The 13628-nt window shown below is 43.0% G+C and carries 12 protein-coding genes and 1 pseudogene; 5 read left to right on the forward strand and 8 right to left on the reverse strand.

The features are described from left to right. Positions 1–26 precede the first annotated feature (26 nt). From E7X57_RS11545 to E7X57_RS11560, 4 genes are all read right to left on the reverse strand, one after another. Positions 27–1277 carry a (Fe-S)-binding protein gene (locus tag E7X57_RS11545; RefSeq protein WP_135613197.1) on the reverse strand — a complete coding sequence of 417 codons (1251 nt, stop codon included), beginning with the start codon at positions 1275–1277 and terminating at the stop codon, positions 27–29. Further along, positions 1277–2086 carry a disulfide reductase gene (locus tag E7X57_RS11550; RefSeq protein ID WP_135613106.1) on the reverse strand — a complete coding sequence of 270 codons (810 nt, stop codon included), beginning with the start codon at positions 2084–2086 and terminating at the stop codon, positions 1277–1279. Before E7X57_RS11550 ends, E7X57_RS11545 begins: the two co-directional genes overlap by 1 nt. A 301-nt stretch (positions 2087–2387) precedes the next feature. Next, entirely contained in the window at positions 2388–3050 is a 663-nt protein-coding gene (locus E7X57_RS11555) for an NAD(P)/FAD-dependent oxidoreductase (RefSeq protein WP_135613107.1), read from the reverse strand. 36 nt (positions 3051–3086) lie between these two features. Continuing rightward, positions 3087–3470 carry a ferritin family protein gene (locus E7X57_RS11560; protein ID WP_135613108.1) on the reverse strand — a complete coding sequence of 128 codons (384 nt, stop codon included), beginning with the start codon at positions 3468–3470 and terminating at the stop codon, positions 3087–3089. Between the two features lie 175 nt (positions 3471–3645). Between E7X57_RS11560 and E7X57_RS11565 the strand changes: the two genes are divergently transcribed. From E7X57_RS11565 to E7X57_RS11585, 5 genes are all read left to right on the forward strand, one after another. Then, complete coding sequence (locus E7X57_RS11565) at positions 3646–4341, forward strand: RNA methyltransferase (protein WP_135613109.1); 696 nt, start codon at positions 3646–3648, stop codon at positions 4339–4341. Between the two features lie 138 nt (positions 4342–4479). Beyond that, a complete protein-coding gene (locus tag E7X57_RS11570; protein ID WP_135613110.1) occupies positions 4480–6570 on the forward strand; it encodes a minichromosome maintenance protein MCM in 2091 nt (696 codons plus the stop codon). 12 nt (positions 6571–6582) lie between these two features. Next, on the forward strand, positions 6583–6873 hold the full coding sequence (locus tag E7X57_RS11575; protein ID WP_135613111.1) for a DUF424 domain-containing protein: 291 nt from the start codon (positions 6583–6585) through the stop codon (positions 6871–6873). A gap of 34 nt (positions 6874–6907) precedes the next feature. Continuing rightward, the gene (locus tag E7X57_RS11580; RefSeq protein WP_135613112.1) at positions 6908–7570 is read left to right on the forward strand and encodes a hypothetical protein; all 663 of its coding nucleotides are present in this window, start codon (positions 6908–6910) and stop codon (positions 7568–7570) included. Then, positions 7567–8493: a coiled-coil protein gene (locus tag E7X57_RS11585; protein WP_135613113.1), complete on the forward strand. Its 927-nt coding sequence runs from the start codon at positions 7567–7569 to the stop codon at positions 8491–8493. The genes E7X57_RS11580 and E7X57_RS11585 overlap by 4 nt, the downstream gene beginning before the upstream one ends. A 124-nt stretch (positions 8494–8617) precedes the next feature. On the opposite strand, the gene E7X57_RS11590 is transcribed toward E7X57_RS11585, so the two are convergent. From E7X57_RS11590 to oadA, 4 genes and pseudogenes are all read right to left on the reverse strand, one after another. Beyond that, positions 8618–9172 carry an S-layer protein domain-containing protein gene (locus E7X57_RS11590; protein ID WP_167880994.1) on the reverse strand — a complete coding sequence of 185 codons (555 nt, stop codon included), beginning with the start codon at positions 9170–9172 and terminating at the stop codon, positions 8618–8620. A gap of 12 nt (positions 9173–9184) precedes the next feature. Beyond that, positions 9185–10150, reverse strand: a complete 966-nt coding sequence (locus E7X57_RS11595) for a biotin--[acetyl-CoA-carboxylase] ligase (RefSeq protein ID WP_135613115.1) — start codon at positions 10148–10150, stop codon at positions 9185–9187. 56 nt (positions 10151–10206) lie between these two features. After that, positions 10207–11703: pseudogene (locus E7X57_RS11600) on the reverse strand (acetyl-CoA carboxylase biotin carboxylase subunit). A gap of 14 nt (positions 11704–11717) precedes the next feature. Beyond that, complete coding sequence (gene oadA / locus E7X57_RS11605) at positions 11718–13433, reverse strand: sodium-extruding oxaloacetate decarboxylase subunit alpha (protein ID WP_135613116.1); 1716 nt, start codon at positions 13431–13433, stop codon at positions 11718–11720. Between the last annotated feature and the right edge of the window lie 195 nt (positions 13434–13628).

A 13628-nucleotide genomic window follows, 5' to 3' on the forward strand; every position in this document is an offset into this window, starting at 1 on the left:
TAAAAAATTAATGAAAGGTAGAGATATTAGCTCTCTACACAGTCATCAAGTGAAATTCCAAGTGCTTCAGCCGTAAGGACGATAACATCCTCAACAACAAGCTCATCTGCACCAAGGGAGTCCCTTCCATCAGAAAGGTTCCTCTTACAGAACGGGCATGCGCTTGAAAGGATATCCGGGTTCTTTGCAAGAGCATCCTGAACACGGGTCTCAGCGACCTTGAGAGCAAGATCAGGAACACCTGCCTTTACACCACCGCCAGCTCCACAGCAGCGCTGGTTTTCCTTGATACGATCCATCTCTTTAAGGTTTAGACCAGGAATCGCGTTAAGAACACTCCTTGGCGGATTATATACACCAACGTGACGTCCAAGGTGACATGGATCGTGGTATGTTACTGTAAGGTTATCGAATGGCTTTTTCCATTCAAGCTTGCCTTCCTTGATAAGATCCTCAAGGAACTCTGTGATATGGATGATCTCGAATGGCATTTCCTCATTGAGCAACCTTGGCCAGTCCACAAGAGAAGTACGGTAGCAACCAGCACATGCATACAAAACTTTCTTTGCACCCTTTGCAACGATACCGTCAACATTCTTCCTTGCAGCTTTACGTGCAATGTCCTCGATCTCGTACTGACCGGTCCTGACAAGTGCGGAACAGCAGCAAGCCTCATCCTCACCAAGCATTGTGAACTCGATTCCAAGGTAGTTAAGGACACGTGCCGTAGCAAATGCCAGCTTTGTCTGCCTCAGTTCTGCAGTACAGCCACCAAAGTAAAGGATCTCTGCTTTGTCAGCGATCTTTACATCATCAGGAATCCAGTTGAGCCTGTCCTTGTTGTCAGCCATGTATGGGTTCATGTACTCGCCGATGAGCTTTACGAACATTCCCTGCTTACCATATGGACCATTACCACGTTTGACAAGGTTTGCACGCATAGATTCCCACAACTCAATGGTGTTGATACCAACTTCACAGACTGTAGCACACATTCCACAAGTGGTGCAGCCATAGACATCATCCTTGAACTGCTCGATCTCTTCCTCAGGAATTGCCTTTGGACCGAAGAGTCTGGCACGAAGACCATAGGACTTATTCATAAACTGTCTCCACCTGAGGATCTTATCCCTTGGTGCAAGTCCAGGATCTTTGTTGGATGCATCATAGGTTGGACACCAGTTGACACATTCACCACAGCGTACACAAGCATCAAGCTCCATGAGCTGGACAGCAGTTAAGTTATTTGTATTAATTGAAGGTTCGCCTTTCATGATCATTCGCCTCCCTTGTTAGCCATGAGGGTAAGTGGTCCTGCGATCATATGCATATACTTGCTGAATGGGATATATGCTATACAGAAGAACAATGAGATAACAACGTGGAACAGTGATGCAGGTGGTGCAAGATCTGACTGCATCCCCATGCCCCAGAAAGTACCGTTCCTTACACCGTCAGCAACGAAACCTGTGACAACGATGATTGTAAGTCCGATAAGAAGGACAGAGTCAAAAGCAATGGTGCTCTCACGAGCCTTTGTGACGAAAAGTCTCCTGAAAATTGCAATTATGATACCGAACAACAGTATGTAGCTGAATACATCATTTGGCACACTGAGCATCTCCCTGAAAACTTCAGGTGATATTATGTGAATGCCTACCATGTGAATGATCTCCACAACGAACATAGCTATTGACATGATACAAAGTGCGATCCATCCACCAAAGATGGCTAGATGCATAACCCATCTTGCAGGACTGCGCTGTAAAGCACGTCTCTGAAGGAGAGCATCAAGAATAAGTGTAACAAATATGTTCTGGCCATGGCCATGTCCTTTTGCACTCATCTGATAGGCTAACGCTTTAGGGAATGCAAGTATGCTTCCTGAAGGCTTAAGACTGTATCCTTCGGAACCTTCGCCCCATTTTTTAAGATTGATATACATACCGACCATGAAGATCGCTATTGAGATTGTGGCCATGATCATGACCGCTGCAAATGTGATCCTCATAGATTCAGTAAGCATCCCGAAACTGTTTACGATCTCCGCAGACTCAGTAAGTCCACTGAAATATTCCATACTCATAAATTCTTCTCCTGATATTGCTACGAAACAGTAATATTACATCTTTCTAAAAATTATTATGATACCGAATACGGTTTGTGTATTGGTGGAACCTATTGTATTTAAATATTTTCATTAGCAGAGTGTGCATCAGAAGACCTAAAAATATTTCAAAAATGGTCAGATGGAAGCTTATTCCAACGTCTGAAATAATTATAATAATAGCTAAAAGTTTAAGGATGCTTTAGAAAACCAAACAAATATAGAGAAGAGAAATCTGCACACATAATAAAAAGCTAACAAATACAAAAGAACATCGAAGTTATATTAAGCCAAGTTCCTTCTTGAAATTATCAAGACCCATATCATCGATGAGCCTGCCAATACGATATCTTTTAGCATAACCTTTGTAAATACCAATGATTTTTTCCACTAGTTCAAGAACCTCAGTTTCGTTGAGACCTTCACTGACCACATCAGCAAGTCTTGGCTTGATACCAGCATTCCCACCCACCATTACAGTATAGCCCCTGGGAGTTCCCATTATGCCAATATCCTTTACGGCTGGTTCGGAGCAGGAATTCATACATCCACTAACAGCCATTTTGAACTTTGAGGGGAGCTCCATTCCATGGTATTTTTCATTAATGATAGAACCAAGAGAAACAGCATCTTGTTGTGCCCTTTTGCAAAAGCTTGTACCAGGACATACCTTGATACTACGAACGCATTTACCTATCGAAGATGCGGATCCCATTCCAAGTTCCAGCCATGCACTATCAAGATCCTCTTCTTTTAGTCCGACAATAGCAATACGCTGTGCAGATGTAAATTTAAGAATATCAGCATCATATTTCCGTGCAACATCCACTATCCTTTGCAATTCATCAGGAGTTACGATGCCTGCCGGAGTTTGTGGAACTATGGCATAAGAACATTTGTCACGCTGAAGTATAGCGTTTTTATCTAACAGATCCTTTGCCAATAATCCCACACCCGACTTAAGTCTTTAATGTCTTACTTATTCAGTCTGTTTCAGTTTCCTGAGAAGACCTGCAAGACCTGCCTTGTGCCTTGCCTCATCAAGTGATGCCTTTGCAAAGAACAATGCAGCAGCTTCATTACCTTCTTCGCGAGCAATACGTGCAGCATCTGCTTTCTCAGCTTCAGCCATTGTCTCACCCTCGAGCATCATCTCGATGTTCTCAATTGTAGTGCCTTTTATAACACCAAGGATCTCAGCAACTTCTGTAGCATGCCATGCCTCATCCATCGCGATCTGACGGAAATAGAGAGCAGCATCAAAATGACCTTCGCGCTCGGCCAGCTTTGACATTGCAAGGTACCATCCAACTTCAGTAGTCTCACCCTTAAAAGTAGCTTTCAGAATATCTTCTAAACTCATTTATTTACCTCCTTGATACAAATTGTATAATTAATATTAGCAGGATTCTTGATAACGTTTATGGAATACTGACAAATACTGTGCAATTACAGCAGTTCTGTTTTGGCTTTGCGGTCGATGAACAATATAGGCAATTGCGCAAAATATACATGTATTGATGATATTGAAGGATGAGATGACTTTTAATTTAAGGATAGTTCTGGTGGAACCTTTATACCAGGGTAATGTTGGATCAGTAGCAAGAGCTATGAAAAATTTTGGATTCAGTGACCTTGTGCTAGTAAATCCATGCAAACTGGAAATTGAAGCACGTGCACTTGCATCCCATGCTTGGGATGTACTTAACGGCGCAAGGATAGTCACCAACATTGAAGAAGCCATTGAAGGAGCTGATGTGGTAGTTGCAACAACAGGCATCACCGGGATTAAAACAGATGAACATATACGCATGCCTCCATATACACCACATGAACTTAAGGAAAAGTTCAATGGCACTAATGGAACTATTGCCATCCTCTTTGGCAGGGAAGATAATGGGTTCACCAATGATGAGCTTAAACTAAGCGATATGATCGTAAGCATCCCAACTTCAGAGATCTATCCAATAATGAACCTATCACATGCCACAACGATTATGCTATATGAATTGAGTCAGATCGATGCAGGAGAACAGCAACTTGCTGATGGTTTTGATCTTAAGCTTCTAAATGAGCATATTGGAGAACTTCTGGACGATATCCAATACCCGGAACATAAAAAGGAAAAGACACACCTTATGTTCAAAAGGATATTCGGAAGGGCACAGCTCATGCCAAGAGAAGTGCAGACATTGAGAGGCTTTTTTGGAAAGATACAGCAACTGCTGAAATGAAAATCAAACCGATTTTGACCAGACCATCTCCCCAAATTATTATTTAACGATGCCGACTCGAAATATTGATATGTATTATGATGTGTTGTAACCTTCTATAAATGAAGGATCATTCCAAAACAGGAAAATGTGAATCAAATGAGCGAAGTTAAATGGGATGAAAAATTCAGGGATTTTCTAAAAAGATACTGCTGGGACGATATACTCCTGCTTGCTAATGAATACCCTGAACTGCGCAGCATTACAGTCGATTTTCCGGACCTTGAGCAATTCGATGCAGATCTTGCATATGAACTACTCGAGCATCCCGATGATGTAATACCATATGCTGAGCAGGCGCTTCGTGAAATTGACATTCCTATCGAGAAGGAACTCGATGATGCCCATGTACAATTCATTAACATCCCAAACCGTGTTACAATAAGGGACCTGCGTAGCAAACACTTGCTGAAGTTCGTATCCATTGAAGGAATGATACGCAAAGCAACGGAAGTCAGGCCAAAGATCACAAATGCAGCATTCATGTGCATGCGTTGTGAGAACACAAGCTATGAGCCACAGGAGGGACCCAAGTTCGTAGAACCGAACGAGTGTGAGAACGAATCATGCGGCAAAAAAGGACCTTTCAAATTACTTATCGACCAGTCCAGCTTTGTAGATGCACAAAAACTTCAGGTACAGGAAGCACCCGAAAATCTCAAGGGTGGCACACAACCACAAAGCCTTGATGTTGATGCAGAGGATGATCTTGCAGGACTTGTCAAACCCGGTGACCGTCTTGTAATAAACGGAATACTACGCTCACACCAGCGAACCCTGAGAGAGGGTAAATCCACGTTTTACGACCTCGTCCTTCATGCAAATTCCATCGAATACGTAGATCAGGAATTCGATGAACTTGATATCACTCCGGAAGATGAGGAAGCGATCATTGAAATGAGCAAGGATCCGAACATTTATAAAAATATAACCGGATCGATCGCACCGTCCATCTACGGTTATGAGGACATAAAGGAAGCACTCAGCCTGCAATTATTCTCGGCAGTTGCAAAGATGTTACCCGACGGATCTCGTGTCAGAGGTGACATACACATTCTGTTGGTAGGAGATCCGGGTATCGCTAAAAGTCAGTTACTTCGATACATGGTGAAAATATCACCCCGTGGTGTGTTCGCATCAGGTAAAAGCGCATCATCCAGTGGTCTGACAGCTGCAGCAGTTAAAGACGACCTTGGAGACGGACGCTGGACACTGGAAGCCGGTGCACTTGTAATGGCAGACATGGGTCTTGCAGCAGTGGACGAAATGGATAAAATGAGCAGGGAAGATAAGAGTGCACTGCACGAAGCAATGGAACAACAGACCATCAGTGTTGCAAAAGCAGGTATTCTTGCAACGCTTAAATCAAGATGTGCACTCCTTGGTGCTGCAAATCCTAAATACGGAAGGTTCGACAAGTATGAGGGGCTTGCCGAGCAGATCAATATGCCACCTGCACTCATATCCAGGTTCGACCTTATTTTCATACTTCTAGATGTTCCTGATCGCACAAAGGATAGCAATATCGCAAACCACATATTGAAATCGCAATATGCAGGAGAACTTTTAGAACAGAAGAGTAGACTCCCATCGTCCAAGGTAACGAAGGAAGATGTAGAAGCACATATAGATGTTATACTTCCTACTATCGAAAATGACATGATGAGAAAATATGTAGCCTATGCACGACGAAAAGTTTTCCCAATCATGGAAGACGATGCCCGTGAACACATAATTAATTTCTATCTCGACCTTAGGAGACAGGGAGAAGGCAAAGATTCACCCGTACCCGTAACTGCAAGACAGCTCGAAGCCCTTGTCAGACTTTCTGAAGCAAGTGCTCGCATACGTTTAAGTAATGTAGTTACAATGGATGATGCGAAAAGGACCACACGAATTTCTATGGCATGTATGCGACAGGTAGGAGTCGATCCGGACACCGGCGCATTCGATGTAGATGTGGTCGCATCCGGAACAAGCAAGAGCCAGAGAGATAAGATTCATCTGATAAAAGAAATCATTACACGTGTCAGTGAAAGGCATGCCGGTTCAAAGGCACCTCTTGAAGAAGTCTATGCAGAAGCTGAGAGCGAAAACATAGACAGGGAAAGGGCAGAAGAGCTTGTCACAAAAATGAAAAGGCAGGGGGATCTCCTTGCACCTGATAATAAACACATAAAATTAGTATGATAAAGTGAACACATGTACCTGAAAATACACAAATCCGGAAATCAGATGATCGTTGCAGTTTGCGATAAAGAACTGATAGGTAAAAAGCTTAAAAAAGGCGAACTGGTCATCGAGATCAGTGAAGGATTCTACAAAGGCGAGATAGCATCTGAAGAAAAGATCATCGAAGCTATATCAAACGCCACAACCGCAAATATATTTGGCAGTCGCGCAGTCCAATGCGCCATCGATGCCGGCGTGATCGAATCCGGATGCGTTATATATATTGAAGGAATACCACATGCACAATTATATAGATTATAAAATATTACAATTCTGACATAAATTTGGTGGAACTATGAGTGAGAGTACACAAAATAATGAAGTTTCCATTCTTGACAAAAATGAATTGATCAAGAATGTGATCACGAAGCACAAACGCCTTTTAGAAGAATACAACAAAGAGTTCAGCGGACTCGAAGAGAAAGTAAAGGCATTGAACGAAAAGATAGAATCTTCCAGGAAAGAAAAGGAAGACGTATTGAGCCGAACTGAACTGCTAAAAGAAAAGCGTCAACAGCTATACCACCAGGCAGAGAACACACTCGAAGAAATGTTTGACGTTATCGATGAAAAACTACTGGATAACAAGCTTATGCATGGCATCCACGATGACATCACAAAGGTAAAGCGAGTTATTAAGATCGATGAAGAGAAGAAGGTCGTAGACGAACTTCTCCAAAAACTGGATGGCATGGGAACCCATGAAGATGTCCAGAAATCCGTTCAGCAAATAAGGACAAGGGTAAATGAAGCCATCATTTCCAGTACCGAACTTGCAAATATATTCGGGACTGAGAAGAACTTTGAAAATGCCTTCCAAAAAGCAAGAGATGAACTCAAAGAGGTCTCACCTCGCCACGGCTGGCTTGACAACAGAATAAAGAGTCACAATGAAGCTCTTGAATACTGGGAAAAGCTTCCATCCAGTGAAGAGAGCACTCAGGAGGTAAACGCATGAGCGACTTACCAGATGCATCAATCATGAACGAAAAGGATCTTAAAAATGTGGTAAACGACTACAGAACAAAGATCTCACAGAACGAGCGTACCCTAAAAGCTGTTTTCAGAGACCTGAAGCTACACCGAACGAACATCGATGAGCTGAAAGAAAAAAGGGACAAGCTAAATGCACAGGTAAAAGAACTGGCAAAAAAGGCACGTGAAGAAAAAACACTACGTGATGCAGTGAATGAAAAGATCGCTGAGATCAAGGCTTCAAATGAGAAGATACGTGGTGAAAAGGACAAGATCACAGGTAGCATTTCAGAGCTTAAAGCAAAACGTGATGAGTACAATAAGCTTTCCCGCGGAAGTGTTGAATCCCTCACAAAAGCATATGCTGCAGAGCTTGACAAGTTCCTGAATGCCGACATTCCACTAAAACATGAGATCGATATCTTTGGAAGACTTACGGAGCTTCAACAGAGGATCGACTCTGCAAGCAATGCAGACGATATCCACAAGAAGATAGTCGAAACATACAAGCAATCCGAATCGATCTACAAATCAGATGGAACCATTAGCGGTAGCGTTAAGGATCTCGCAGAAGATTCACAGAAGCACCATCTTGCAATGCTTGATAGCTACAAGAAGGTCGATGAGCTTCGCAAAGAAGCGGATATGTACCACTCACAGATCAAGGAAACATATGATGTAGTATCCCCGATAAGAGAAAAGATCGATCCACTTAAAGCTAAGATCTCACAGCTCAGGGATGAACTCAGCGTATACCTTGACAAGCTCAACGATATCCAGCTTGAAAAAGATGAGAAGAAAATAGATGAAAAGCATAATGTAGCAAAAGAGAAGTTTGAGAAGACAGGAAAGATGAGCCTGCAGGACCTCAAATTGTTAATGGAAAAGGGAGATATTAAGTTCTAAACTTAGTTATCACTAACTTTTCCTTTTTTAAATTTTCTTTTCTTTAATTTTTATTTTACGACCCTGATATTTTCCTACACCGAGTCAATACTAAACATTAGTGAAGCTTCGGTCGATTCCCTGATCACTTCGATTCAAAAAAGCGACTGCAAATAAAAACAACGGCCATGCAACATATCGATGCCACAAGACCAAAACCCGGGATGCCATTATCAGGATTTATACCCGGTTCCGAAGATGTATTGGAATCATTTAGAGATATGTCAGGATCTTCCGGGATGGGAGCTGGAAGTGATCGATCACGATATTGGAAAACGGGTTCAAAGGTCACCAGATCACCACCCGGACCATAATAGATAGTATCAACTGTCATATTGAATAATTCTGTTGAATCACGGGAATAAACAAAAATGTCTCCTTCATAAAGAACTTCGTCCTTCAGACTAACACCATCAAGCGAAAGTTCTACCCATACACCCCCATCTGCATTCACATCTTTGATAACAAAGACATAACCCTGGCTGAACTCCCAGAAACTTCCGGTCTCAATGAAAATACTGTCACCATCCATTAGCACTTCAGCCTTTACCTGAGCTCCGAGCACTGGCAGTATAAGAAGTGACAAAATAATAAGGAAGGATACAAAGAAACGTATCCGGTTAATTCTACTGTAACTCATGTCCCACACCATTCATTTATAGATGCATCGACCTGCCATGACCTCTTTCACACCTTCAGCAGTCTCTACAATTAGAGCACCTTCGGCAGTAATTCCAGTTGCTTTACCTGCAATTATCTTCTGAGGAGTTATAACTTCAACCTGACTTCCAATTGTATCAGATAAAGAGATCCAATCTTCCAGGATCTTCGAGAAACCCTCAACTTTAAAACGCAGATATTCCGTCTCGAGAGATCTGAGTAAAGCCTGTACGAATGAAGCCCTGTTTATAGATTCACCCTTGATGGAACTAAGGCTGGTGGAACTATCCCTTAACTCTTCCGGGAGCTCCTCGACAGATACATTAGCATTGATGCCAATACCGATCACAACAAAACCAATGTGATCCACTTCTGCATCCATTTCAGTAAGGATACCACAAACCTTCTTATTACCAATGACAACATCGTTTGGCCATTTGATAGATGCATCTACACCAAACTGTCTTATGGTTTTGGCAACAGCAACTCCTGCCATGAGGGTTAGTCTTGGTGCATGAGCAGGCAAAATACCTGGTTTGAGAATGACCGAAAGCCAGATGCCACCTTTAGGGGATACCCAACGGTCCCCTTTGCGACCACGTCCGCTTTCCTGCATCTCAGCAATTACGACCGTACCCTCTTCAGCCTTAAAGCCCATTTTCTTTGCCATATCATTGGTAGAATCCACTGTTTCGAAATAGTGAAGTTCTTTCCCGATGATGTCTGTGTCAAGCCCAATGCTGATCTCAGAAGGATAGAGCTTATCAGGAACGGAAACAAGATTATACCCCGAACCAGGAGAGGATCCAATAACATAACCATCTTCTTCAAGGCCCTTAATATATTTCCATACCATTGTCCGGGAAATACCCAACCTTTCACCCAATTCTTCCCCGGAAATAGGTTCTTTGCCCGCTTCTTTCAGAGCTATAAGAATATCCATTTTCCTGTCGACCAAGATAGTAACCCCCAATATGATCAAATCATTATTATAAAAGAATATATCAACAGACCTTATTTAGTCTGTTGATTGTTCATCTTCTGTTTTGCAGCATTTACGTAGGCACTAACCGCCACACCTGCAGCTGCAACATTCCTTGAATTGGAACAAAGTACTGATCCCAGAGTAACACCCTTTTCAAGATCATGTTCGACAACCTTTACGACCTCATCAATGATATTATGATCATCAATGAAGTGAGTGGTCAGATCACCACGTACGAATGCCTCATTGTCCAGGACAGCTTTATGGAATGGTATGTTGGTAGTAACTCCCTATATGATAAACTCATAAAGTGCTCTTTTCATCCTGTTAATAGCCTCTTCACGATCACTGCCCCAGGTGCTTAATTTTGCAACCATGGAATCATAATAAGGCGGAATGGTGTAACCCATGTAGACACCACTGTCCATACGTACACCCGGACCACCCGGGGAACGATAACCTCTGATCTTACCAGGAGATGGTGCAAAGTCGTTCAGAGGATCCTCAGCATTGATACGGCATTCGATTGCATGACCCTGTATCTTGATATCTTCCTGCTTGAAAGGAAGTTTTTCACCATCCGCAATGAGTATCTGCTGTTTCGCAAGATCTATTCCGGTAACAAGCTCAGTGATACCATGTTCTACCTGAAGACGTGTATTAACTTCAAGGAAGTAGAAATCACCCTTTGAATAAAGGAATTCGACCGTACCTGCATTCTCATAACCTATTGATTCAGCTGCCTTTACTGCAGCATCACCCATCTCTTTACGAAGTTCAGGTGTCATGATAGGAGAAGGTGCCTCCTCCATGAGCTTCTGATGCCTGCGCTGTATGGAACATTCCCTGTCTGACACATAGACAGTATTTCCATAACTATCAGCAAGTATCTGGAATTCGATATGGCGTGGTTCTTCAACATATTTCTCGACGAATACTGTAGAATCGCCAAAAGCAGATTGTGCAACTGACTGGATGGATTCCAGTGATGAAGCAAACTCATCCTTTGAGTGGACGATCTTCATACCGATACCACCACCACCTGCAGATGCCTTGATCATTACAGGATATCCGATGGAATTTGCGATCTCAATTGCTTCATCAACATTCTCGATCGCCTTGTCATATCCGGGGACGACAGGAACACCAGCTTCGATCATCAGTGCCCGGGCAGCGATCTTGCTACCCATCTTTTCAATTACATCACTTGAAGGACCTATGAAAGTAATGCCTGCTTCCTCACATTTCTTTGCGAACACGGCATTCTCGGAAAGGAAACCATATCCCGGATGAATAGCTTCTGCACCTGATTCCTTCGCAACTTCCAGGATCTTATCCATATTAAGATAGCTCTGGCTTGAAGGAGCAGGACCGATCAGATATGCCTCATCTGCATATTTAGAGAAAAGAGCATTATCATCAGCTTTTGAATATACAGCCACAGTGGAGATGCCAAGCTCTCTGCAAGCACGCATGATGCGTATAGCGATCTCACCCCTGTTGGCTACAAGAACTTTTTTGAACATGATCTGTACCTCGATTAGTTGATTGCCATCAATACTTCTCCCGTACCAACGGGATCGCCTTCAGAGACAAAGATCTCCTTTACCACACCACTGGCCGGAGCATGGATCGCATTCTCCATCTTCATGGCTTCAATAACACAGATCTTATCTCCTTCTTCAACGGTGTCGCCAACATTGACATTGATCGAAAGGATCATTCCCTGCATGTGGCTTGTAACGGCGCCTTCACATTCAACCGTCGTTTTTGAGCTCTCCACGACCTGGACAGAACCTCCTGTAGGTTCTACTTTGACATCAAATACCTCACCATCGATCTCAACACGGTAATCGGTTGGAATAGCCATGTCGACCTTTGGAGCAGCCTGCACAGCATCTACAGGAAGCAGCTCCTCCTCCTCAGCCTCACCGAGCAGGAATTTTGGTGCGATAGCAGGGTACAGGATATAGGTAAGAACATCCTCTTCCTTCTTTACAAGACCCTGTTCTTCTGCCTCTTTCTTAAGAGACTCATATTCAGGTTCCAGAAGATCTGCCGGACGGCAGGTTATAGGTTCTTCATCACCAATTATCTTTGAGATCATTTCCGGGCTGATAGGTGCAGGTGACCTTCCGTAGAGACCACGCACATAGTCCTTCACCTCCTTAGGAATGACCTTATAGCGCTCACCCATAAGAACATTCAATACAGCTTGAGTACCCACAATCTGGCTGGTTGGAGTAACAAGTGGCGGATATCCAAGTTCTTCACGTACCCGTGGCATTTCTTCCAGCACAGCATCATATTTGTCAAGGGCATTCTGCTCCTTAAGCTGTGAAACAAGATTGGAAAGCATACCGCCAGGGATCTGATAAAGCAGGACGTTCGCATCTATCTGTTCTGATATCGGATCAAGTATACCCCTGTATTCTTCTTTGATCTTCTTAAAGTATCTTGAAGACTCGGTCAGAAGTTCCAGATCCAGACCAGTATCATATTTTGTCCTTGCAAGCGCTGCAACAACTGACTCTGTCGGAGGCTGGGAAGTCCCGCCTGCCAGAGGAGACAATGCCGTGTCAAGAACATCAACACCAGCATCACATGCTGCCATATAGCTCATTGACGCCATGCCTGATGTGCAGTGGCAGTGAAGTGCAACAGGAAGTCCGACCTCTTTCTTGAGCGAGGTTATCAGTTCATACGCCTCATGAGGTGCAAGCAGCCCTGCCATATCCTTGATGCAGATAGAATCACAATCCAGATCCGCAAGCTCTTTTGCAAACTCAACATATTTTTCCACTGTGTGAACCGGACTGATGGTATAGCTGATCGTACCCTGAACATTAGCACCAACGTTCTTTGCGACCGTAATTGACTTTTCCATATTTCGGATGTCGTTGACAGCATCGAATATCCTGAAGATGTCGATACCATTCTCATGAGCCTTGGTTACGAACTTCTCCACAACATCATCTGAATAATGACGGTATCCCACAAGATTCTGACCACGAAGTAACATCTGTGCCGGAGTGTTCACCATTTGCTTTTTAAGTTCCCTCAGGCGCTCCCACGGATCCTCATTCAAGTACCTTATACATGTATCAAATGTAGCACCTCCCCACATCTCAAGAGAGTAATATCCGACCTCGTCCAATTTTTCAACGATCGGTAACATGTTACGGGTTCGCATACGGGTCGCAAGAAGAGACTGGTGTGCGTCTCGAAGAATTGTTTCCGTGATTTTTACTGACATAATTTTACCTCATAATAAGATCTATTTAGACCCGATCCGGGGTTTGTATTCATGATAAGCTTAAATTGTACATAATTAAACATCTCCTTTTATGTACTTTCTGGTAAGCATATATAAGCAAAAAAATAAAGTAAGCATATCTGTGTTTAAATAAAATAGATGTTGTGCGTGTACACCGCCTTTCTAATACCAAAA

Source organism: Methanococcoides sp. AM1, assembly GCF_900774055.1.
GTDB lineage: Archaea > Halobacteriota > Methanosarcinia > Methanosarcinales > Methanosarcinaceae > Methanococcoides.

Bases quoted from the DNA above. Each gene is read 5' to 3' on its own strand.
- E7X57_RS11585 (WP_135613113.1), top strand. From the start codon at position 7,567: ATGAGCGACTTACCAGATGCATCAATCATGAACGAAAAGGATCTTAAA.
- E7X57_RS11575 (WP_135613111.1), top strand. From the start codon at position 6,583: ATGTACCTGAAAATACACAAATCCGGAAATCAGATGATCGTTGCAGTT.
- E7X57_RS11560 (WP_135613108.1), bottom strand. From the start codon at position 3,470: ATGAGTTTAGAAGATATTCTGAAAGCTACTTTTAAGGGTGAGACTACT.
- E7X57_RS11570 (WP_135613110.1), top strand. From the start codon at position 4,480: ATGAGCGAAGTTAAATGGGATGAAAAATTCAGGGATTTTCTAAAAAGA.
- E7X57_RS11580 (WP_135613112.1), top strand. From the start codon at position 6,908: ATGAGTGAGAGTACACAAAATAATGAAGTTTCCATTCTTGACAAAAAT.
- E7X57_RS11565 (WP_135613109.1), top strand. From the start codon at position 3,646: ATGACTTTTAATTTAAGGATAGTTCTGGTGGAACCTTTATACCAGGGT.
- oadA (WP_135613116.1), bottom strand. From the start codon at position 13,433: ATGTCAGTAAAAATCACGGAAACAATTCTTCGAGACGCACACCAGTCT.
- E7X57_RS11590 (WP_167880994.1), bottom strand. From the start codon at position 9,172: ATGAGTTACAGTAGAATTAACCGGATACGTTTCTTTGTATCCTTCCTT.
- E7X57_RS11550 (WP_135613106.1), bottom strand. From the start codon at position 2,086: ATGAGTATGGAATATTTCAGTGGACTTACTGAGTCTGCGGAGATCGTA.